The 22,462-nt window shown below is 60.4% G+C and carries 20 protein-coding genes and 1 tRNA gene; 11 read left to right on the top strand and 10 right to left on the bottom strand.

From position 1 onward, the window contains the following. Positions 1-151 precede the first annotated feature (151 nt). From pheT to CZ345_RS04395, 7 genes are all read right to left on the bottom strand, one after another. Complete coding sequence (gene pheT, locus CZ345_RS04425; protein WP_077071979.1) at positions 152-2,566, bottom strand: phenylalanine--tRNA ligase subunit beta; 2,415 nt, start codon at positions 2,564-2,566, stop codon at positions 152-154. 101 nt (positions 2,567-2,667) lie between these two features. Then, entirely contained in the window at positions 2,668-3,708 is a 1,041-nt protein-coding gene (pheS, locus tag CZ345_RS04420) for a phenylalanine--tRNA ligase subunit alpha (protein ID WP_077072016.1), read from the bottom strand. A gap of 165 nt (positions 3,709-3,873) precedes the next feature. Further along, on the bottom strand, positions 3,874-4,227 hold the full coding sequence (gene rplT / locus CZ345_RS04415; protein ID WP_077071978.1) for a 50S ribosomal protein L20: 354 nt from the start codon (positions 4,225-4,227) through the stop codon (positions 3,874-3,876). Between the two features lie 108 nt (positions 4,228-4,335). Next, the gene (gene rpmI, locus CZ345_RS04410; protein ID WP_077071977.1) at positions 4,336-4,533 is read right to left on the bottom strand and encodes a 50S ribosomal protein L35; all 198 of its coding nucleotides are present in this window, start codon (positions 4,531-4,533) and stop codon (positions 4,336-4,338) included. 245 nt (positions 4,534-4,778) lie between these two features. Continuing rightward, the gene (infC, locus tag CZ345_RS04405; protein ID WP_077071976.1) at positions 4,779-5,315 is read right to left on the bottom strand and encodes a translation initiation factor IF-3; all 537 of its coding nucleotides are present in this window, start codon (positions 5,313-5,315) and stop codon (positions 4,779-4,781) included. A gap of 1 nt (position 5,316) precedes the next feature. Next, the gene (gene thrS / locus CZ345_RS04400; RefSeq protein WP_077072015.1) at positions 5,317-7,263 is read right to left on the bottom strand and encodes a threonine--tRNA ligase; all 1,947 of its coding nucleotides are present in this window, start codon (positions 7,261-7,263) and stop codon (positions 5,317-5,319) included. Positions 7,264-7,339: 76 nt separating this feature from the next. Beyond that, a tRNA-Val gene (locus CZ345_RS04395) sits at positions 7,340-7,415 on the bottom strand. A 261-nt stretch (positions 7,416-7,676) separates the two neighbouring features. Here CZ345_RS04395 and CZ345_RS04390 point away from each other — a divergent pair. From CZ345_RS04390 to leuB, 5 genes are all read left to right on the top strand, one after another. Next, positions 7,677-8,900, top strand: coding sequence for a dicarboxylate/amino acid:cation symporter (locus CZ345_RS04390; RefSeq protein WP_077071975.1), 1,224 nt, complete (start codon positions 7,677-7,679; stop codon positions 8,898-8,900). After that, positions 8,897-10,177 carry an L-cysteine desulfidase family protein gene (locus CZ345_RS04385; protein ID WP_077071974.1) on the top strand — a complete coding sequence of 427 codons (1,281 nt, stop codon included), beginning with the start codon at positions 8,897-8,899 and terminating at the stop codon, positions 10,175-10,177. The genes CZ345_RS04390 and CZ345_RS04385 overlap by 4 nt, the downstream gene beginning before the upstream one ends. Before the next feature lie 191 nt (positions 10,178-10,368). Beyond that, the gene (gene leuC / locus CZ345_RS04380; protein WP_077071973.1) at positions 10,369-11,649 is read left to right on the top strand and encodes a 3-isopropylmalate dehydratase large subunit; all 1,281 of its coding nucleotides are present in this window, start codon (positions 10,369-10,371) and stop codon (positions 11,647-11,649) included. Beyond that, positions 11,649-12,161 carry a 3-isopropylmalate dehydratase small subunit gene (locus CZ345_RS04375; protein WP_077071972.1) on the top strand — a complete coding sequence of 171 codons (513 nt, stop codon included), beginning with the start codon at positions 11,649-11,651 and terminating at the stop codon, positions 12,159-12,161. Before leuC ends, CZ345_RS04375 begins: the two co-directional genes overlap by 1 nt. Before the next feature lie 117 nt (positions 12,162-12,278). Beyond that, entirely contained in the window at positions 12,279-13,352 is a 1,074-nt protein-coding gene (gene leuB / locus CZ345_RS04370) for a 3-isopropylmalate dehydrogenase (RefSeq protein WP_077071971.1), read from the top strand. A gap of 201 nt (positions 13,353-13,553) precedes the next feature. Here the strand turns inward: leuB and CZ345_RS04365 are convergent, their stop codons facing one another. Further along, entirely contained in the window at positions 13,554-14,543 is a 990-nt protein-coding gene (locus CZ345_RS04365; protein WP_077071970.1) for a glycosyltransferase family 9 protein, read from the bottom strand. Between the two features lie 54 nt (positions 14,544-14,597). Then, positions 14,598-14,942, bottom strand: coding sequence for a helix-turn-helix domain-containing protein (locus CZ345_RS04360; RefSeq protein WP_077071969.1), 345 nt, complete (start codon positions 14,940-14,942; stop codon positions 14,598-14,600). Between the two features lie 184 nt (positions 14,943-15,126). Between CZ345_RS04360 and CZ345_RS04355 the strand changes: the two genes are divergently transcribed. The 5 genes from CZ345_RS04355 to CZ345_RS04335 all read left to right on the top strand — a co-directional run bounded on the left by CZ345_RS04355 (position 15,127) and on the right by CZ345_RS04335 (position 20,494). Beyond that, on the top strand, positions 15,127-16,776 hold the full coding sequence (locus tag CZ345_RS04355; RefSeq protein WP_162274929.1) for a sulfatase-like hydrolase/transferase: 1,650 nt from the start codon (positions 15,127-15,129) through the stop codon (positions 16,774-16,776). A 311-nt stretch (positions 16,777-17,087) separates the two neighbouring features. Beyond that, on the top strand, positions 17,088-17,384 hold the full coding sequence (locus CZ345_RS04350; protein ID WP_077071967.1) for a hypothetical protein: 297 nt from the start codon (positions 17,088-17,090) through the stop codon (positions 17,382-17,384). Between the two features lie 8 nt (positions 17,385-17,392). Next, a complete protein-coding gene (gene cysK, locus CZ345_RS04345; protein WP_077071966.1) occupies positions 17,393-18,316 on the top strand; it encodes a cysteine synthase A in 924 nt (307 codons plus the stop codon). Between the two features lie 6 nt (positions 18,317-18,322). Next, entirely contained in the window at positions 18,323-19,288 is a 966-nt protein-coding gene (gene epsC / locus CZ345_RS04340; protein ID WP_077071965.1) for a serine O-acetyltransferase EpsC, read from the top strand. Positions 19,289-19,486: 198 nt separating this feature from the next. Continuing rightward, positions 19,487-20,494: an NAD(P)H-dependent glycerol-3-phosphate dehydrogenase gene (locus CZ345_RS04335; protein WP_077071964.1), complete on the top strand. Its 1,008-nt coding sequence runs from the start codon at positions 19,487-19,489 to the stop codon at positions 20,492-20,494. 3 nt (positions 20,495-20,497) lie between these two features. Here the strand turns inward: CZ345_RS04335 and CZ345_RS04330 are convergent, their stop codons facing one another. Then, on the bottom strand, positions 20,498-21,409 hold the full coding sequence (locus tag CZ345_RS04330; protein ID WP_077071963.1) for an AraC family transcriptional regulator: 912 nt from the start codon (positions 21,407-21,409) through the stop codon (positions 20,498-20,500). Between the two features lie 179 nt (positions 21,410-21,588). Here CZ345_RS04330 and CZ345_RS04325 point away from each other — a divergent pair, with 179 nt between their 5' ends. After that, positions 21,589-22,383, top strand: coding sequence for a sulfite exporter TauE/SafE family protein (locus CZ345_RS04325; RefSeq protein ID WP_239446609.1), 795 nt, complete (start codon positions 21,589-21,591; stop codon positions 22,381-22,383). Positions 22,384-22,462 lie beyond the last annotated feature (79 nt).

Here is a 22,462-nt window from a genome sequence, read left to right as displayed (position 1 = left end):
GCGGAAGGCCGAAGGCAGCGGCACGCTCTCCGGTAAAAAGCCTCTTCCCCGTCGTACGCCCCCGCCTCCATGCCGCGTTTCCGTTCCGCGCGTCTTCATAAAAAAAGGCCGCCTCCCGGAGGAAGCGGCCCGAAAAAAGGAGAAGAAAACCTTACACGCGCACGCCGAGGCTCTTCACCACGAAGGAGGCGATCTTCTCGCGTTCCTTGTCCACTTCACCGTCCTGCAGGGTACGGTCGGCCTTGCGGAAGGTGAGACGGCAGGTGATGTTGCGCTCTTCGCCGCCCGCAGGTTCGTACACGTCCAGCAGCTCCACGCTTTCCATGAGCGAGGTCTTCGCGCCGCGCACGGCGGAAAGGACGGCCTCCACATGCATGGTGCGGGGAGCAATGAAGGTGATGTCGCGGCGCACGGCGGGGTACACCGGCAGCGGACGGAACAGAGTACGCACGCCCTGCGAGGCTTCGCGCAGCAGGTCGAGGTCGAGATCGGCGTACCATACGGCCTTGCGGGCCAGATAGGCGTCGGCCAGAGCAGGCTTGAGGCGGCCCATCACGCCGGCCACGGAACCGTCCTGCATGGTCATGCGCACGGCGGGAGCGAGGTAGAGGTGTTCCGTCATCTCGAAGGAGGGAAGAGGCAGATGGAGGAAGGCGAAGAGCTTTTCCACCATGCCCTTCAGGTCCACATAGTCCATGTCCTCGTCCCTGTGGGCCCAGGCTTCGTCGTAACGGGAGCCGTAAAGCACCATGGCGAGATGGCGCACTTCCTTCACCGTAGTATCGCTGGAGGCATCCTGACAGAAGGCTTCCGCCACTTCAAAGAGGCGTATGCCCGCAGCGCCCTGAGCGATGTTCTGGCGCACGTTCTGGAACAGGCCGGGGGCCAGTTCCGTACGCAGAACGTCCTGTTCCGCGGTAAGCGGATTCAGAATGTTCACGCGGCCTTCGGCAGGCAGCCCCAGAAAATCCAGGTCCTTGTTGCCCACGAAGCTGTAATTCACGGCTTCGTTCAGGCCGAAACCGGCGGCCCAGCGCTTTATGCGCATCATGAAGGCATGGCGGCCTTCCGGCGCGCCGAAGGAGGAAAGCGTCTGCGGAATGGAAGGCAGCGTTTCGCCGAGGTTGTCCACACCCTTGAAAATGGCCACTTCCTCGATGAGGTCGGCTTCGCGGGTCAGGTCGTAGCGCCAGCCGGGCGTCTTCACGCTCCAGGTTTCGCCGTGGCTTCTGTCCACCTCGCAGCCCAGCTTTTCCAGCGTTTCGGCGCAGAAATCATCCGTAAGCTCCACACCGAGCAGATCTTCGGCGCGGCTTCTGCGGAAGTTCACCACAGGGGCCTGCCAGGGACGCGGGGTCACGCCGCACACGCCGCAGCACACTTCCGCACCGGAGAGTTCGGCCATGAGCGCAGCCGCACGGTCGAGAGCAAAAGCCATGCCCGTGGGGTCCACGCCGCGTTCAAAGCGGTAGGAAGCTTCGCTGTTCAGGCCGAGACGGCGCGCCGTCATGCGGATGGAGCTCGGACGGAACACCGCGCATTCCAGAAACACGCTTTCGCTCTCATCGGTGATTTCCGTTTCCAGTCCGCCCATGACGCCCGCAAGCGCCACCGGCTTTTCCGCATCGCAGATGAGGCCGTCGCCGGCCTTGAGCAGACGTTCCTGCCCGTCCAGCGTGGTGAGCTTTTCGCCGTCTTCGGCGGGGCGCACGATGATGCGGCCGCCCGCAAGTCTGTTGTGATCAAAGGCATGGAGGGGCTGCCCCAGCTCCATGAGAATGTAGTTGGTCACGTCCACAAGGTTGGAAATGGCCCGCACGCCCACGGCATTCAGGCGGTAACGCATCCACGCAGGGGAAGGCTTCACCTTCGCCCCCTTGAGAATACGGCCGAGGTAGGAAGGGCAGAGTTCCCCGTCCTTCACTTCCACGGGAACCGCGCCGCTCATGTCCTCGCCCGTCTCTTCCAGATGGAAGGAAGGCATGGTCACGGGAAGACCGAGATACGCCCCCACCACGCGGGCGAAGCCGTACACGGAAAGGCAGTCCGAACGGTTGGGCGTGATGCTGATGTCCAGCACTTCCTTATCGAGCCCGTAGGCGTCGACGAACTTCTCGCCGGGCATGATTTTACGTCCCGCCCTGTTTTCCTCGGGCAGGACGAGAATGCCGGAATGGTCGTCGGCAAGGCCGAGCTCGCGCTCGGAACAGATCATGCCGAAGGAGGGCACGCCGCGCAGCTTGGCCTTCTTCATGACCAGACCGCCGGGAAGCGTGGCCCCCACGGGAGCCACCACCACAAGCTGGCCTGCGGCCACGTTGGGCGCGCCGCACACGATGTTCAGGGCTTCTTCCGCGCCCACGTCCACGGTGCAGACATGGAGATGATCGGAATCGGGGTGCGCTTCGCAGGTGAGCACGCGGCCCGTGATCACACCCTCTATTTCCGCATAGGGATGCACCACCTCTTCCAGTTCAAGGCCGAGCATGGTGAGCATGTCGCCCAGCTCTTCCGCCGTTCCCGTATACGGGACAAATTCCTTCAGCCAATTGAAACTCAGCAGCATATCTATTTCTCCTCAGAGGATGAAAGGCAGGCACTCCGGCTCCACGGGGGACCCGGAACGCGGCGGGGAAAGCCGGACGGCCTCCCCGGCAGGCCTTTCCTCTACGCAGGGAACTGATGGAGGAAGCGCACGTCGTTTTCAAAGTTCATGCGCAGGTCGGTGAGGCCGTACTTCAGCATGGCGATGCGTTCCACGCCGAGGCCGAAGGCAAAGCCGGAAACCTCGTCGGGATCGTAGCCGACGGATCTGAACACGGCCGGGTCGACCATGCCGCTGCCGAGAATTTCAAGCCAGCCGGAGCCCTTGCACACGCGGCACACCTGGCCGTCCACATGGCCGTGGCCGCCGCACTGCGTGCAGGACATGTCCACTTCCACGCTGGGTTCGGTGAAGGGGAAGAAGCTCGGGCGGAAACGCACGCGGGTCTTTTCGCCGAACACGGCGCGCACGAAGGCGGTAAGGGTGCCGCGCAGGTCGGCCATGGTGACGTGCTTGTCCACAAGGAGCCCCTCGATCTGATGAAACATGGGGGTGTGGGTCACATCGGAATCGCGGCGGTACACCTTGCCTGGGCCGATGATGGCAAGCGGAGGCCTGCGGTGCATCATGGTGCGCACCTGCACGCAGGAGGTATGCGTACGCAGAAGCACCTTGTCGGTGATGTACAGGGTGTCCTGCATGTCGCGGGCGGGATGTTCCGGGGGCATGTTGAGCGCTTCAAAGCAGTTGAAGTCGGTTTCCACCTCGGGGCCGCCGGCGATTTCGTAGCCCATGCTCTGGAACACGGAGCAGACTTCCTGCATGGCCAGAGTGATGGGGTGCAGAGAACCGGTCCACAGGCTGCGCCCGGGCAGGCTGGGGTCGAAACCGGCGAGGAAGGCGGCTTCCCTTTCCTCTTCCTGGCGCTTCAGGCGCGCTTCAAACATTTCCGTAAGGCGAACCTTCACGGCGTTGGCCGCCTGCCCGAAGGCGGGGCGCTGTTCCGGGGAAAGCTCGCGCATGTGCGACATGAGCTCGGCAAGCTGGCCCTTACGACCGAGAAAGTCCACCCGGGCCGCTTCCAGTTCCGCTTCCGTGGTGATCCCGTTCAAGCGTTCATCGAGCTTGCCGGGCAGTCCGTTCAGTTGTTCAAGGAAATCCATGGCAAGGCCTTGTGGCAGACGGCGCATTCCGCGCGCCTGCAAGCTGAAATGAAAAAGGGGTGCAGAGCCAAGGCACTGCACCCCTTGCGGGGAAAAACTCCCCAGAAAGCTTCCCCGGGCGCGTGCGGCCCGAAGGCTGCGGGCCGCGCCCGAAAGGAACAAAACTTACGCCAGCTTGGCCTTGGCCAGTTCGACGATGGCGGCGAAGTCGGCCTTTTCGCGCACGGCGAGGTCGGCGAGCATCTTGCGGTTGATTTCCACACCGGCAAGCTTCAGGCCGTTGACCAGACGGGAATAGGACAGGCCGTTGATGCGGGCGCCGGCGTTGATGCGCTGGATCCACAGGCGGCGGAAGGCGCGCTTGCGGAGCTTGCGGCCTTCAAAGGCATAGTTCAGAGAACGTTCGACGGCTTCACGGGCGGTGCGGTACAGGCGGCTGCGGCCACCGCGGAAGCCCTTGGCCATATCCAGATATTTCTTGTGCCGACGATGGGCAGCAAGACCTCTCTTTACACGCATGGAAAACCTCCACATTCAGTCCCGCGAGGCGGAGATCGGGCCAGCGGGAGTTGAGCCGCGACAAGGCGGCGAAATTCGAAAAGCTACGCGGCCTGCAAGGAGCAGGACTTAGGCGTAGGGCATGAGGCGCTTGACGGCCTTCAGGTTCGCGCTGTCGACGAGGGCGCCCTTACCCAGACGGGCACGACGCTTGGCATCCTTCTTGGTGAGGATGTGGCGCAGGTTCTGGCGACGACGGCGGAACTTGCCGCTGCCGGTGGTGCTGAAGCGCTTGGCGGCAGAACGGCTGGTCTTGATCTTGGGCATAACCAACTCCTTGGTATTCGTTCCTTCCCGGAGGGGAGGGACGATTTAGGCATCAGAAGAAACCGACTATGCAGCATTTTCGCATAATCTGCAAGCAAAAAATACGGCACGGGCGCGCAAAACGCCGCCGCGTGAACGCGCTTGCCCCTCCCCTCAGGGAAAACGGTTGCGGTCCGTTCACGCCGGGTTCCCGAAAAATTCCGCCGGCGCGGGCAAAAGCCCACTTCACCCGCGCCGGATATGAGCTACTTCTTGGGAAGAGGAATGAGCAGCATCTGGAGGGTGCGGCCTTCGGCGCTGGGCGCCTGTTCGACCTTGCCCACATCGGCGGTGTCCGCGATGATCTTCGTCAGAATGGATTCACCGCGATCCTTGTGCACGATTTCGCGCCCGCGGAAGAACACCGTGACCTTGCAGCGGTCGCCGTCGGTAAGAAAACGGCGGATATGGCGCAGCTTGGTTTCGTAGTCATGGTCGTCGGTCTTGGGACGGACCTTGATTTCCTTGATCTGCACCACGGTCTGGTTGCGCTTGGCTTCCTTCTTCTTCTGCTGCTGTTCATACTTGAACTTGCCGAAGTCCATGATGCGGCACACCGGCGGTTCCGCGTTGGCGGCCACTTCCACCAGGTCGTAACCGGCCTCATGGGCCATGGCGATGGCATCGGAACAGGGAAGGATACCGATCTGTTCACCTTCCGGACCAATCACCCGTACTTCACGGGCACGAATCTGCTCGTTGCGGCGCACACCGTCCTGAGGCACGTCGCGACGAGGTCTCATGTTAGGCGAAGCTATAGCTCATACCTCCACGTTTGAACGGTTCCTCACTGTCCGCCCTGATCATGGCGATCACGTCCTCCGCGGAACGGAAGCCGATGTTCTCGCCGGAGCGCAGACGGACGCTGAAGCCGCCGTCGGCCACTTCCCTGTCGCCCACCACGAGCACGTAGGGAATCTTGGCCATCTGGGCTTCCCTGATCTTGAAGCCCAGCTTCTCATTGCGCATATCGGTTTCCACACGGATACCGGCGGCGGCAAGGCGGCTCTTCATTTCCTTGACATAATCCATCTGGGCGTCGGTCACGTTGACGATGCGCGCCTGCACGGGAGCAAGCCAGGCCGGGAAGGCGCCGGCAAAATGCTCGGTAAGCACGCCGATGAAGCGTTCCAGGGAACCCAGAATGGCACGGTGCACCATGACGGGGCGATGACGTTCGCCGTCCTGCCCGACATACACGAGATCGAAGCGTTCAGGCAGCGTGAAGTCCACCTGAATGGTGGAAAGCTGCCATTCGCGACCGATGGCGTCGGTGACTTTGATATCGATCTTCGGGCCGTAGAAGGCGCCGTCGCCTTCGTTGATCTGGTAGGGCTTGCCTTCCTTCTCCACGGCCTTGATGAGCGCGCCCGTGGCGCGTTCCCACGCCTCGTCGGAACCGATGCTGTCCTCGGGGCGGGTAGAAATGAAAATGCGGTACTTGAAGCCGAACAGATCCATCAGGTCGGCGGAAAGGTGCATCACGTTGATGATTTCCTCTTCCAGCTGGTCGATGGAACAGATGATGTGGGCATCGTCCTGCGTGAACTGACGCACGCGCAGAAGGCCGTGCAGCGTACCGGACTTTTCGTGGCGGTGCACCACGCCGAGTTCGAAGAGACGCACGGGCAGATCGCGGTAGCTGTGCAGGGTTTCGCCGTACATGAGCATGTGGCCCACGCAGTTCATGGGCTTCACGCCGTGCACGTCGCCCTCGATTTCCGTGAAGTACATGTTCTCACGGTAATGGTCGTAGTGACCGGAACGTTCCCACAGTTCGCGGCGCAGGATCTGCGGGCCGCGCACGAGTTCGTAGCCGCGCTTGAGATGTTCGCGCACGAGGAAATCCTCAAGAATGGTGCGGAGCATCATGCCCTTGGGCAGCCAGAAGGACATGCCGGGGGCCACGTCTTCATGGAAGGAGAAGAGGCCGAGCTCCTTGCCGAGACGGCGATGGTCGCGTCTCTTGGCTTCCTCAACGGCGGCAAGGTAGTCCTTCAGAGCCTTTTCATCGGGGAAGGCCGTGCCGTAGATGCGGGAAAGCATGGGGTTCTTTTCGTCGCCGCGCCAGTAGGCGCCCGCCACGGAAAGAAGCTTGAAGGCCTTCACCGCGCCGGTGGCCGGAATGTGCGGGCCGCGGCACAGGTCGAGAAAATCGCCGCAGCGGTACAGAGACACGGTGTCGGCGTCGATGCCTTCGATGATCTCCACCTTGTAGTTTTCGCCCTTTTCACGGAACAGGGCCACGGCATCGCCCTTGGACATGACGGAACGCTCAAAGGGAACGTTCGCGGCGATGATGGCACGCATTTCCTTTTCGATGGCTTCGAGGTCATCGGGAGAGAAGGGGCGCGGAGCGTCGAAATCGTAATAGAAACCGGAATCGATGGAGGGACCGATGGTCACCTTCACGCCGGGAAAGAGCTTCTGCACGGCGGCAGCCATGACGTGGGAGGTGGAATGGCGCAGAAGCTGGAGGCCTTCGGGGTCCTCAGCCGTCACGGGCGCAAGTTCCAGCGCTCCGGCGGGTACTTCAGCAGAAAGATCGAGCAGCTCTTCCGTGTCCGCGGTGCGCACACGGCAGGCAAGAGCGGCTTTGAACCGTTTGCCGGAAAGAGCCTGCTTCAGCACCTCGGCGCACGAAGCGCCGGCGGCGGCCTCAACCAACTTTCCTTCTACGGATATCTGCATGGAAAAAACTCCAAAATCCAAATGTGAAACAAAAAAAGAAAAGGGAGGCGCTGCCTCCCTTTCCGATGTTTTTTTGTGGTAGGCACGAGCAGACTTGAACTGCTGACCCCTTCCGTGTCAAGGAAGTGCTCTGCCACCTGAGCTACGCGCCTATTGTTCGGTGAGGTAGATTCTTATAGAGCTTTTCCCGCTTCGTCAAGCTTTTTCTTTCAGATTTTTTCATTTTCTCTCCCCGGCCGTCTTTTTTCCTGAAAAACGCCTCTACCTCCTCCGTTCCTCCGCAGCAAGAAGGACACGGACACGCGACTTTCCCTGTACGGTCCGATTCTGCCTTTTCCCGCCGTATGTTGCGAAGCCCGCCTTCCTGTGCTACAGCGCAAAAACGCACTACCGTCATATGCTGGAGGCATCCCATGTCTACAAAGGCCGCTGATTTTTCCCTTATTCTCAAACTGCTCGCCGGTATCGTCATCGGTTCGCTTGCGGGCACATACCTCGGCGCGCATACCGAAAGTCCGCTGCACTGCATCATGGATGCCGTGGTTTCGCTGCGCTACATCTTCGGGCAGATCATCTTCTTCCTCGTGCCCCTCGTCATCGTGGGCTTCATCACCCCGGCCATCGTGCGCCTCGGGCAGAACGCCAGCAGAATTCTGTTCACCGCCGTGACCATGGCCTACCTTTCCTCCATCGGCGCGGCCTTCTTCTCCACCGTTTCCGGCTACATCATCATTCCTCATCTTTCCATCGCCACTTCCGCGGAAACGCTGCGCACCCTGCCGAAGATCGTGTTCCAGCTCGATATTCCGCCGCTTTTCAGCGTCATGAGCGCCCTTGTGTTCGCGCTTTTGTTCGGCGTGGCCATAAGCTGGACGAAATCGGAGAACATGGCCCGGATCTTTTCCGAACTTGAACGCATCATGAGCGCCCTCGTGCTGCACGTCATGATTCCCATTCTGCCCTTCTTCGTGGGCATGTCCTTCCTGGGGCTGGCGTATGAAGGCTCCCTCAGCCTCCATCTGCCCGTGTTCATCTCCATGGTGCTCATCGTGCTCGTGGGCCACTTCATCTGGCTTGCCGTGCTCTACGGCATAGGCGGCCTGCTCTCCGGCCGCAGTCCCTGGGAGGTCTTCCGTCACTACGCGCCCGCGTACCTCACCGCCGTGGGCACCATGTCCAGCGCCGCCACCCTTCCCGTGGCCCTGGAATGCGCCAGAAAGTCCCGCGTACTCAGCAAGAATCTTGTGGAATTCATGATTCCCCTGGGTTCCACCGTACACCTCTGCGGTTCCGTGCTCACGGAAACCTTCTTCTGCATGACGCTGCACCTCATGCTCTACGGCACCCTCCCGAGCGTGGGCGTCATGGTGCTCTTCTGCATGCTGCTCGGCATCTTCGCCGTGGGCGCTCCCGGCGTGCCCGGCGGCACGGTGGTGGCCTCCCTCGGCATCGTCACCGGCGTGCTCGGCTTCGACCAGAACGGCGTGGCCCTGCTCATCGCCATCTTCGCCCTGCAGGACAGCTTCGGCACGGCCTGCAACATCACGGGCGACGGCGCCCTCACCCTCATGCTGGAAGGCATCTTCAACAAGAAGGAACAACTGGACAAGCTTCAGCACAGCGGAGAAAACGCATGACCCAGGAAGAAAGAAAGCGTTTCATCAGCCTGCTGCATCAGGAAGTGGTGCCCGCCCTGGGCTGCACGGAACCCATCGCCGTGGCTCTCGCCGCCGCAAAGGCCGCCGAAACCCTGGGCCTCAGACCCGAAAGGCTGGATGTGGCCGTAAGCGCCAATCTTCTTAAAAACGGCATGGGCGTCATGGTGCCCGGCACGGGCGAAATGGGCCTCGGCGTGGCGGCCGCAGCCGGAGCGCTGGGCGGCAGAAGCGACCTCGGGCTGGAATGCCTGCGCGACATCGACGAGGCCACGGCCAATGATGCGCGCGACATGCTGGAAAAGAACGCGGTGAACCTGCATCTTGCGGACAACGACGAGCTGCTCTACTGCCTGGTCACCGCCTCCGCCGGAGAAGAAAACGCCGCGGCCGAGCTTGCAGGCAGCCACGACAACATCACCCGTGTGTGGAAAAACGGCGAACTCATCTTTGAAAAGCCCCGTGACGAAGCGGCCGGTGAAGCGGAAAATCCCTGGCCGCTCACCCTTGCGGGCATCTACGACTTCGCCACCACGGCCCCCATCGAGGAAATCAGCTTCATTCTGGAGGCCGCGCGCATGAACCGCCGCGTGGCGGAAGAAGGGCTGCGCCGTCAGTACGGCCTCGGCGTAGGCAAGATGATGGACATGCAGATACGCAAGCACATTCTTGCCGACGATCTGCCCACCTTCGCCACCAAGCTCACGGCGGCCGCCGCCGACGCGCGCATGGCGGGCGTCATGATGCCGGTGATGAGCAATTCCGGCAGCGGCAATCAGGGCATCACCTGCACCATGCCCGTGGTGGCCTGCGCCCTGCGTATGCAGTGCGACGACGAGAAGCTGGCCCGCGGCCTCATGATGAGTCACCTCACCTCCATTCACATCAAGCATCACCTCGGCCGCCTCTCGGCCCATTGCGGAGCCATGGTGGCGGGCACGGCCTCTGCCTGCGGCATTGCGCTTCTTCTCGGCGGCGGCCTCAAGGACATGGAGCGCACGGTACGGAACATGGTGGGCAACGTCTCCGGCATGATATGCGACGGCGCGAAAAGCAGCTGCGCCCTCAAGGTCGCAACGGCCGTGGGCGCGGGCATCCAGGCCGTGCTGCTCGCCATGGCCGGAACCCAGGTGCCCGGCAACGAAGGCATTGTGGACGACGACATCGAAGCCTGCATCGCCAACCTCGGCCGCCTCGGTTCCACGGGCATGAAGGAGGCCGACAAGGTCATTCTCGACATCATGCTGCACAAATCCTGATACCGCCGCAGAAAAAAAGGCCCCGCGTTCCCCCGGACGCGGGGCCTTTTTTCATGCTTTTTCCGCGGCAGGGCTGCGGCCTCCTTTTTTCTGGACAAGGCCCAACCGCTTTTTTATCCTGAAAGGACTTTTTGCCTGCACCTTCCCGTACAGGAAAAAACATTCTCTTCTTTTATTATAAGGATATCCCTATGGGCATGACCGTAACACAAAAGATACTGGCCGCACATGCGGGGCTGGAGAGCGTCTCCGCAGGCCAGCTCATCGAGGCGAAGCTCGACGTGGTGATGGGCAACGACATCACCATCGCGCTGGCCGTCCCGGAATTCCGCAAGGCCGGGGCCGACAGGGTGTTCGACAAGGACAAGGTCGTCGTGGTGCTCGACCACTTCGCGCCGAACAAGGACATCAAGGCGGCCATGCAGTGCAAGGTATGCCGCGAATTCGCCCGTGAAAACGAACTGACCCACTTCTTCGACGTGGGCCGCATGGGCATAGAACACGCCCTTCTGCCGGAACAGGGCATCGTGGCTCCGGGCGAGGTGATCATCGGCGGCGACTCGCACACCTGCACCTACGGAGCGCTGGGGGCCTTTTCCACGGGCGTGGGCAGCACCGATCTCGCCATGGGCATGGCCACGGGGGAAAACTGGTTCAAGGTTCCCTCCGCCATACGCTTCAACCTTACCGGCAGGCCGGGAAAGTGGGTGTGCGGCAAGGACGTGATGCTGCATATCATCGGGCTCATCGGCGTGGACGGCGCGCTGTACCGCTCCATGGAATTCTCCGGCGAGGGCGTGGCGCATCTTTCCATGGACGACCGCTTCTCCATGACCAACATGGCCATCGAGGCCGGGGCCAAGAACGCCACCTTCCCCGTGGATGAGACCTGCCGCGCCTACCTCGACGCGCACTGCCGCAAGAACTACACCGTCTATGAGGCCGACGAGGACGCCGAGTACGAGAAGACCGTCGACATCGACCTTTCCTCCATACGGCCCACCGTGGCCTTCCCGCACCTGCCCTCCAACACGCGCAGCATCGACGAGGTGGGCGAGGTGCTTCTCGATCAGGTATTCATCGGCTCCTGCACCAACGGCAGAATGGAAGACATGGCCATGGCCGCAAGCATTCTGAAGGGCCGGAAGATCAGCGACCGCGTGCGCGTCATCGTCATTCCCGCCACCCCTTCCATTTACATGGAATGCATGGAAAAAGGCTACATCCGTACCTTCATGGAAGCCGGATGCGCGGTAAGCACTCCCACCTGCGGGGCATGTCTCGGCGGGCACATGGGCATTCTCGCCGCCGGAGAAAAGTGCCTCTCCACCACCAACCGCAATTTCGTGGGCCGCATGGGCCATGTGGACTCGGAAGTCTATCTGTGCAGCCCGGCGGTGGCGGCCGCATCGGCCGTCGCGGGGCGCATCGTCAGCCCCGAAGCAATCATGGACAAGGAAGGTAACGACTGATGCAGAACGCCCACGGCAAAGCCTTTGTTTTCGGCGACGACGTCAATACCGACGTCATCCTTCCCGGCAAGTACCTCAACGTGACCGACCCGCAGGAGCTGGCCTCCCACTGCATGGAATCGGAAGACCCCGATTTCGTGAAGAAGGCCCGCCCCGGAGACATCATGGTGGCCAAAAGGAACTTCGGCTGCGGCTCCTCGCGCGAGCACGCGCCTCTGTCCATCAAGTACCTGGGAGTTTCCTGCGTCATCGCCTCCACCTTCGCCCGCATCTTCTTCCGCAACGCCCTGAACATCGGCCTGCCCATTCTGGAATGCGAGGAGGCGGCGAACAACATTCATGAAGGCGACACGGTGAGCGTGGACTTCAACACCGGCGTCATCACCAACGAAACGACGGGCAGAACCTTTCAGGCCGAGCCCTTCCCGCCCTTCATGCAGAACCTCATCGCCTGCGGCGGTCTGGTGAACTACTCGAAGGACAAGATAGAAAAGCTGCGTTCCGGCCGCTGAGATACGCCGGGCCCGGCGCGCGGGGGCACGCCCCCGAAAGGCACAGACCACACGGCAAAGCGCCCGACCGGCGCTTTCGCCCTCCCTTTCCCTTTCAGTCCGTATAAGGATGGTATTATGGCAACCTATCGCATAGCGGTCATCCCCGGCGACGGCATCGGCCCGGAAATCGTGGATGAAGCCCTCAAGGTTCTGGAAAAGATCGGCAGCAAATTCGGTCATGAATTCTTCTTCACCCGTCTGCTCATGGGCGGAGCCGCCTACGACGCCGCAGGCACCTGCTTCCCGGCAGACACGGTGGACATCTGCAAAAAGAACGACGCCGTGCTTCTCGGCGCGGTGGGCGGCCCCAAGTGGGACAACCTGCCCGGCCCCGAACGCCCGGAAAAGGCCCTGCTCAAGATCCGCGAAGGCCTCGGCCTGTATGCCAACCTGCGCCCGGCCATCATGCACAAGGCGCTGAGCGGCGCATGTCCCATCAAGCGCGAGAACATCGGCGACAGCATGGATCTTCTCATCGTGCGCGAACTCACCGGCGGCATCTACTTCGGCGAACACGGCTGGAGAGACGGCAAATACGGCCAGGAAGCCTATGACGTGGAACGCTACAGCGAAATGGAAATCCGCCGCATCGCCAAAGTGGCCTTCAACGCCGCCATGGCCCGCAGGAAGAATCTCGTGAGCGTGGACAAGTCCAACGTGCTGGAAACCTCCCGCCTGTGGAGACGCGTGGTCAACGAAATGAGCGCCGACTACCCGGAAGTGACCGTTTCCCACATGTATGTGGACAACGCGGCCATGCAGCTCGTGTACCGGCCCAATCAGTTCGACGTGCTGCTCACCTCCAACATGTTCGGCGACATTCTTTCCGACGAAGCCAGCATGATCACCGGTTCCCTGGGGATGCTGCCTTCCGCAAGCCTCGCCGACGGTTCCTTCGGCCTTTATGAGCCGAGCCACGGTTCCGCGCCCGACATCGCGGGGAAGAACATCGCCAACCCCATCGCCACCATCATGTCCGTTTCCATGATGCTGCGCTACAGCTTCGGTCTCGAACAGGAAGCCGCCGCCATCGACAATGCCGTGACGCAGGTTCTTGAAGCGGGCATCCGCACCTCGGACATCGCGGAAGAAGGCGTTGCTCCCGTGACCACCACCGCCATGGGCAAGGCCATCTGCGACAGAATCTGACCTCGTTCGGAAAGACGCGGAACCCATCCGCAGAAGAAAACGCCGCCGGAACACATTCCTGCGGCGTTTTCTTCTGGACCAGGAAAAACGGCATAACACCGCCCCTCCAGCAGAAAGCGGGGCCTCATGGGTCTGCGTGCCGCGCCTTTTCCCTACGGGGCAGGCGCCTGCGGAAAAAAACGGGCCTTGCGGCCCGGATGCCTATTTTTCCTCTTCCCACGGGGCAAGAGCCCCCTGAAGAGTTCTGTTCAGCGTTTCATACACGGTTCGTACAGGAATGTCCCGCACATCGTCATCAATATCCGAAACGGCGGAAAAATTCAGCGGGCCGCGCGGAGTCCAGAGTTTTTCCGACCATGGATAGGTAATGGAAACGGTAGGCACCTTCATGGCTCCGGCCAGATGCTGCGGAGACGAGGTACAGGTGACGAAGGCGTCGCAGGTTTTCAGAAAGGCGGCCGTGTACTGAAGCGACTTCCTGCCGATGAACCGGTGCAGCCGCGGATGCTCCATGCCGCGGTAGACTTCCAGAAGCGGAACGTCGCTCTCTCCCGCCACAATCCACACATCAAGGCCGGGATTCTTTTCCAGAAGCACGCGGGAAAGCTCCACGAATTTTTCAATGGGCCAGCGCAGCCCCGTCTTTTTGATGTTGCCGATGAATATGCCCACGCGCGTCAGTCCCGGTACGGGCGGAAAACTTCCGCGCACGGATTTTTCCACCTCTTCGGGCAGGTGGAAACGGATGCTTATGTCGGGGTGTTCGTCATGCGGCAGAGAAAACTCCGCCTCCAGCTCCCGGAGCATGACGCCGGAGTAATGGGACCCCTCTTCCTCCGCTCCGCTCCATGGTGCAAGACGCCCCTTGTTGAGAGCGCCCTTCCTTTCCCCGCGCGCAAGGGCGGAAAGCATACGCAGCGTGCGCGACCTGTCGTTGAAGCTCACCACCAGGTCGTGCCGTGCCCAAAGATGAGGCAGCAGAGAAAACCAGGAACGCACGTTCTTCTTGTCGTACACGAATACATGATCGACTTCGGGATTGCCTTCCAGCGCCACGGCCCCCAGCGGACTCGCCACCACATCCAGAACGGCGTCGGGATACAGCTCGCGCAACCGGTGTATGACGGGCGTGCTCACCAGCATGTCGCCTATGCGGTCGCTCCTGAGGCAGAGAATATGAAACTTCTTCACGACAAGCTCTCCTTGCTTCCAGGGAGAGACAGCTTCGCATTCCGGCAATACGACTCATTTGTCTTTTTTTTTCAAAAGCCGTACGGCCTCGCTCACAAAACGGACAACCGCTTCACGCTCTTCCATGGTCAGAGGACGAAGCAGGTCGGCGATGGCCTGTGTATGTAACTGCAGTTCCGGTGTTCCATCTTTAAAGAACTCGCACACCGAACAGCCGTAAAGATCGGCAAACTGCTGAAGCCGTTCGAGATTGAGCACTATCTTTCCGCTTTCCATGCGGGAGATGCTTTCCTTTTCCACGGAAAGCCTCTCCGCCACCTGAGCCTGAGTAAGCCCGGCGGTCTTGCGTCTGCGTACAAGATTTCCGGCCACCAGCAAGACAATGCTTTGCCTGGTCATGCTTTTCTGCCTCATTCCTGACAATAAAAAGTAAGGATAGCAGAATTTTCACGACTAAAAATTAACATTGTACGATATATTTTAATGATATATAACGTAACCAACTGTATGAAACCGACTTTCGTCTTTCGCGGGGTCACCTTCACAGGGGAAACTCATTATGCATTTTAATAAAATAAAAACAATGAATTGGACATATCCAAGGCTTGTGATCCTTCTTGCCGCATCCCTGCTGCTCCTGGTTCACGCGCTCTGGTTTCTGCAGGTTCCCGTATGGTATCCGGTACGCTGCTTTCTCAACGGACTGCCCATCACCATCTTTTTCTTCATCCCCGCACTGCTCCACAGACGCATGGCCCGGCCGTGGCTCATCGTCATGACATCGCTTCTGATCATTCCCGCGGTCTTTGCGGGTATGCACCTCTTCTATTATGAAGCGACCATTTCCCAGCAGTCACTGTTCGCCATTTTTGAAAGCAACATCAACGAATCCGTGGAATTTGTCCGTTCCCAGTTTTCTCTGAGCGCCCTGTTTTACCTGCTCGCACTGCTGGCTCTTCCTCTGACGCTGCTTTACAAAACATTGAAAGCCGTCCGGCACGGAGACTTTCAGGCCGCCCGGCTCTGCGCCGTCGTGCTTGTGTCTGCTGCCTGCGCACTTTCCCTGTCGGGAAAAATAAACAGACTCGCCAAGGACAACATTGCCTGCCAGCTCGTGCAGAGCTGCCTGGCCTACCGCCAGAGTGTGAACGATCTGGAACAGTATCTGGCAAAAGCCGCCACGCTTCAGGCACCCGACGTTGCTGCGGCCCCCGGTCCCGTCACGCTCGTCGTACTCATCGGAGAATCCTCAAGCCGCCATCACTGGGGAATATACGGATATTTCCGCAACACCACGCCCCGCCTCGCCTCGCTTGAAAAGGAACTTCTCCTTTTCAGGGATGCCATCAGTCCCTTCGGACGCACCACCCTCAGCGTCGCCGCAGCGCTTACCTGCACGGATGTTCCCGGCACGGGAGACATCCCTCTTGTCAACGTCTTCCGGCAGGCAGGTTTTGAAACCATCTGGATTTCCAACCAGAGTACTGTGGACGACACCAACATGATCGTCCGGCTCATTTCCGGTGCGGACAGAAAAATCTATCTGAACAAAGGCGGCGATCAGGCCTATGCCCGTTCCTACGACGAAAAAATACTTCCCGTTCTGGACGACATTCTCGCCCTCCCTTCCCCTTCGGGAAAAAGACTCATTCTCATTCATACCATGGGTTCGCATGTCAACTATGCCTCACGTTACCCGGAGGAGTTCGCCCGCTTCACCGGGGGAAACGACATAGAGGAAAAACCATGGTTCACTGGCAAGGCTGTAAAATACATCAATAATTACGACAACAGCATTCTCTATACCGATCACATCATCGCCTCGGTCATGGAAAGGCTGCGCAACATCCCCGGAAGCGCCCTGCTTTTCTTCTCCGATCACGGCGAGGAAGTCTTCGACACAAGAAAGCATCACGGTCATCACGATTCGGTGGATTCCCGCTATTATGTGGATATTCCTTTCCTTGTCTGGCTTTCGGACTCCTACCGCAGCGGGCTTTCCCCGGAAACTCTGGCACGATGGCAGAAGGCATGTGATTTTCCCTTCATCAACAACGCCGCGCCCTATATCATGATGGATCTCTGCAAAATCTCCTTCCGTACTCCGCATATGAAGGATTCACCGCTTTCCCCCGACTTCCTCCCCACTCCTAGATTCATCCACGGGATAAACTACGACTCACGCTATCCGGGAAACGCAGGCATTAAAGAACCCGTTCCCCTGCACCGATAAAAATGTTGAAAAAACGCGCCGTTCTCCATGAGGAGAAGGCGCGTTTTTTCAACATGCATCTGCGTTCCGTCCCATATATCTCCGGCACATGAGCAAAGGACAGAAACTTTTCCGCAACAGGCATAAGACCGTTTTCACTCTCTGTGCCGGAACACCGTCCTGGCGGCGACGCTTCCTGCCTGAACGGGGCAAAAACATGCCCGTCCGGGGCTTCCTTCGGCTCCGGCTCTCCGTGCCCTTGCCAAGACAGCACAAAAGATTATCGTATATTCCAAGGCCTCAGCGCCATTTTCCGCCAAAAAGAGGAACCCATGCCAACATCCAGTGAAGACGCGCCCAAACCGAACCTGCAGGTTGCCGCCAGAGTGGAAGAACTGCTGCGCGAACAGCTTGAGGAGCGGGGAGTGAACCCCCGCAAGCTGGCCCCGGAAGAAATCGCGGCCGGCATGACCTGTCACCTCGCGCCCGACGGGAGCATGACGTATTTCTGGAAAGAAGAACCCATACTGCACGTCACCCCGGAAAAACGCGAACGCGACGGAGAAACTTCCGTTCTCTGGCGCATGTTCACCAAGGACGACCTGCCCCCCACCTCCGACCCATCCTGAGGCACACCATGAATATTCTCGATACCATAGGGCATACGCCGCTTATTTTTCTGGACAAGGTTTCGGCTTCTCTTCCCGCGAAGATCCATGTGAAATACGAGGCCCGCAACCCCGGCAGTTCCATCAAGGACAGGGCCGCGGCGGGATATCTGCAAGCGGCGCTCGCCTCGGGCGAACTCGCCCCCGGCGGAGCCGTGGTGGAAGCCACGAGCGGCAACCTCGGCATAGGCCTTGCCGTGGCGTGCGGCAAGCTGAATCTCCGGCTCATTCTCACCATGCCCGCCTCGGCCAGCCGCGAACGCATGGCGCTTCTGCGCGCCATGGGGGCGGAAGTGGTGCTTACCGACGCCGGACGCGGTATGCAGGGGGCGCAGGACAGGGCCGAAGAAATTCTGCGCGATCTTCCGGGGGCGTTCCGCCCCAATCAGTTCGACAACCCCATCGGCCCCCGGGTGCACTATGAAACGACGGGCCCCGAAATTCTTGAAGACTGCCGAAAGGAAGGATTCTCCCCTGCCGCCTTTGCGGCCGGCGTGGGTTCCGGCGCCACGCTCATGGGCGTGAGCCGCAGACTCAAGGAGGCCGACTCCTCCATCTTCTGCGCCGCCGTGGAGCCTGCCGAATCGCCGGTGCTCTCAAAGGGCCGCAGCGGCGCTCACGGCATACAGGGCATAGGCGCGAACTTCGTGCCCGCCGTATTCGACCGCTCCCTTGTGGACGACATCATCACCGTGACCACGGAAGAAGCCATGGAAACCGCCCGCATGCTCATGAAGGAAGAATCGCTGAGCTGCGGCATCAGCTCCGGCGCCAACGTATGCGCCGCCATGAAGCTCGCCCGCAGGCCGGAACTGGCGGGCAGGCACATCGTCACCATCGCGCCCGATACCGGCGAGCGTTACCTTTCCACCTCTCTCTTTTCCAAGGACTGAGCCCCCATGAACTCCTGCTGCCCCTCGCCCGACAAAGAAATCACCCTGTCCCGTATGCATGACCTTGATGAGGTGACGGACGCCCTGTGCCGCCCGGAATCGCTCTCGTCCGTGCTGAACGCCAAGGACTGTTCCACGCCCCTGCCCTCGTACGCCGCGCTCAAGGAAATGATGGAACGGCTGAAGGCCGTGCTCTTTCCCGGATACTTCGGCCCCTCTCAGGTGCACCGCGAATCGCTGCGCTATCACCTCGCCGCCAACCTTGATTCCATTTTCCGGCTGCTCAGCGAACAGATCCGGCGCGGCGGCTGCTTTGCCTGCGCCGACTATGCCAACGACTGCCGCGGCTGCGACGTGGCCTCCAGAGAAATGGCCATGCAGTTCATGCGCCGCATCCCCGCCATACGCGACATGCTCGCCGAAGATGCCCGGGCCGCCTATGAAGGCGACCCTGCGGCCACAAGTCCCGGGGAAACCGTGTTCTGCTACCCCTCCATGCTCACCATGATCCACCACCGCATCGCCCATGAGCTCTATGCCCTGAAGGTGCCCATCATCCCGCGCATCATAGGCGAAATGGCCCATTCCCGTACGGGTATCGACATCCATCCCGGCGCGCAGATAGGCGAAAACTTCTTCATCGACCACGGTACCGGCGTGGTGATCGGTGAAACGTGCATCATCGGCAAGGGATGCCGTCTGTACCAGGGGGTGACGCTGGGCGCGCTGTCCTTCTCCAAAAACGCCGACGGCACGCTGGTCAAGGGTATTCCCCGCCATCCCATTCTGGAAGACAACGTCACCGTATATGCCGGAGCCTCCATCCTCGGCCGTATTACCATAGGCAAGGGTTCCGTCATCGGCGGCAACGTATGGCTCACCCACAGCGTGCCCGCCGGAAGCCGCATCGTGCAGAGCGGCCCCAAGGCACGGCCCGGCGAAGCGCTGACCGGCAAGTGCGACAAGGCCTGACAGGCTCGTCATCGCCGCTCATGAACGCATCATGACCATGGAAAGGAAGCTTCTTCGAGAGCTTCCTTTTTTTCTGCCATGCTCATGTCATATTCCTGCGTCATAACGGAAAGACGCGCGGCAGAGTCACCTGCTCCTGCGCGGACTACCGCCCGAAGCCTCCGCCCCGGAAGAAGGGCAAAACCATAAGGAAGCATCATGACGGCAAATTCTTTTCCCCGCGTCGCCGTAGCCGGCGGCGGAAGCTGGGGGACGGCGCTCTCCCATGTGCTGGCCGTGGCCGGGCACGAAACCGCACTCATCCTGCGCGACGAGAAGGTGGCGCAGGCCATCAACGAACGACATGAAAATCCGCGCTATCTTCCCGGAAAGTCCCTGCATCCGGGGGTTGCCGCAGTGACGGACGTTTCCGTCCTGCGACACTGCGAAACGCTGGTGCTTGCCGTCCCCTGCCAGCATCAGCGCCGCTGGCTGCAGAGCGTGCGGGATATTCTTCCTTCCGGCGTCACCGTGGTGAACGCCTCCAAGGGGCTGGAAAACGACACCTGCCTGCCCATGAGATGCGTGCTGGAAGAAGAGCTTCCCCACCTTGCCCCGCGTTACGCCGTGCTTTCCGGTCCTTCCTTTGCCGCAGAAGTCATGGACGGCCAGCCCACCGCTGTGGTGCTGGGCTGCCGCGACGAGGAGCAGGGAAGCCGACTGCGCGCCCTTTTCTCCACGCCCTTTTTCCGCTGCTATTCCAGTACGGACGTGACGGGCGTGGAAATGGGCGGAGCGCTCAAGAACGTCATGGCCATAGCCGCCGGCGTCTGCACCGGGCTGGGATTTTCCTCCAATGCGGGGGCGGCGCTCATCACGCGAGGTCTTGCGGAACTCAGCCGCCTGGGGGCGGCCATGGGAGCAAATCCCCTCACCTTCATGGGACTTTCCGGGCTGGGAGATCTCGTGCTTACCTGCACGGGCCGCCTTTCCCGCAACAGGCAGGTGGGCGAACGCCTGGGCAGAGGAGAACGGCTGGAGGAAATCGTCTCCTCCCTCGGCATGGTGGCCGAAGGCGTGAAAACGGCGGGCGCCGCGCAGAAGCTTGCCGCCCGATTCGGCATTTCCGCGCCTGTGACGGAAGCGGTATGCCGTATTCTGCATGAAGGAGCCTCCCCGCGGGACGCCGTGAAGGAACTCATGGAGCGCCCCCTCAGGGAGGAATAGCCCCTAGGCTCTCCCCGACGAAGCGTTCTTCAGCCGCGTGATGTTCCTGTGCGGGGGCTCGCCGAAAAGGCGCTTGTATTCCCGGTTGAACTGCGTGGGGCTTTCGTAGCCCACGGCAAGCCCCGCGCTCGCCGCATCCACCCGTTCCGCCAGCATGAGGCGCTGCGCTTCAAAAAGACGCAGCCGCTTGTGGAACTGCAGAGGACTCAGGCTGGTCACTTCCTTGAAATGCCTGTGAAAGGTGGAAGTAGCCATGTTCACGCGCCGCGCCAGCTCCTCCACCTGCAAGGGCGAACGGTAGTTGTCGCGCAGCCACGTCACGGCCTGGGCTATCTGCGTGCTCTGGGAACCGAGAGTATGAAAGCGGCGCAGAAAATCGCCCTGCGGGCCGAGAAGCATACGGTAATAGATTTCCTTGATGATCATGGGCGCAAGCATGGAAATGTGCTCGGGCCTGTCCAGAAGATCCATCAGGCGGGAAAAGGCGTCGAGTACGGCCACGTCCACGTTTTCCACGGAAACGCCCCGCATGGAGGATGCGGAGGAACTTTCCGGGGAAGGCGGAACCTCCGCCGCAAGCCTCGTGAGCAGAAAGCTGTCCACCGCCAGAGAAAGACAGAGGAAGGGCGCATCTTCCGTGCCGTCCATCACATAGAAGGAACTCGGCACGTCCACCCCCACCACAAGGCACTGACCTTCGCCGTAAATGTATTCCTCCATGCCGATGATGGATTTCTTCCTGCCCTGAAGCATCACCCCTATGCAGGGCTTGTACAGACTGTTTTCCAGAATGTCGTGCGCCAGACGGCGGGAAATGGAGAGACCGGGCACGGCCGTTTCCTTCACTCCCACTTCGGGCATGTGGCGAAGCGCCTTTTCCTTGAGTGCGTCGTTGATGCGTTCCCATTCTCCCATGCGAGCCTCCCTGCCGGATTCTTTCCGGCATGTGCGATTGCTTCTCACCGTATCTTCATGCTACGCCGGAAGCGCTCCGTTCCCCATATCCATTTCCCTCTTTTTCTTGCCTGATTCTCTCATTCCCCATCGGAAAAGTCCATTTCGACAAACGCGGACATTTCGTCTACAACGGGCCTTTGCCCCGCAACCTCAACAAGGCCCTTACCGTGGAAGTCTCCCTTATCGTCCTTTTCGTTCTGTGTCTGTTCTTCTTCATCGCCGGTTTTGTGGATTCCGTGGCCGGCGGCGGCGGACTCATCTCCACCCCCTCCATGCTTCTGTGCGGCATTCCCCCGCATGTCGCCCTCGGCACGGGAAAATTCGCCAGTACGCTGGGTTCCCTTTCCTCGCTGTGGACCTTTGCCAGAAATCATCTGGTCGTCATGCGCATCGCTCCGGCAGGATTCGTTTCGGCCTTTCTCGGAGGAATGCTCGGTTCCGCCCTCGCCATGCGCGTGCCGAGCGACATGCTGGGCAAGGTACTCATCTTCCTTCTGCCCGTGGGCATGGTCATTTCCCTTTTCTCCGGCAGACTCGTCACCCAGGAAGGGGAGCTTCCCGAACGCGGACTCTGGGTACGGGTCATTCTCATGGGCCTTCTCATCGGCGCGTACGACGGCTTCTTCGGTCCCGGCACGGGCAGTTTCTTCATCATCATGCAGCACCTCGTGCTCCGCATGGGGCTGGTACGGGCCTCGGCCACGGCCAAGGTATTCAACCTCGCCTCCAACGCCGGAGCCTTCGCCGTGTTCGCCACGGGAGGCGTCACCCATTTCATGCTGGGACTGCCCCTCGCTGCGGCCAACATCCTCGGCAATCAGCTCGGAACACGCCTCGCCATTCGCATAGGCGCGCGCATGGTAAGAAATTTTCTCTATGTGACGCTTACTTTACTGCTCTCCACCCTTGTCTATCGCTTCTTTTTTTCTTAATATTTCTCTGGAAGCATGAACTTTCCGCCCAAAGCGGCGCATACGCCGTCATGACGTTTCCGCCAAAAACGGAACAGAA

The sequence above is a fragment of the Mailhella massiliensis genome (assembly GCF_900155525.1).
Lineage (GTDB): Bacteria > Desulfobacterota > Desulfovibrionia > Desulfovibrionales > Desulfovibrionaceae > Mailhella > Mailhella massiliensis.
This window is presented reverse-complemented; position numbering and strand designations above follow the sequence as displayed.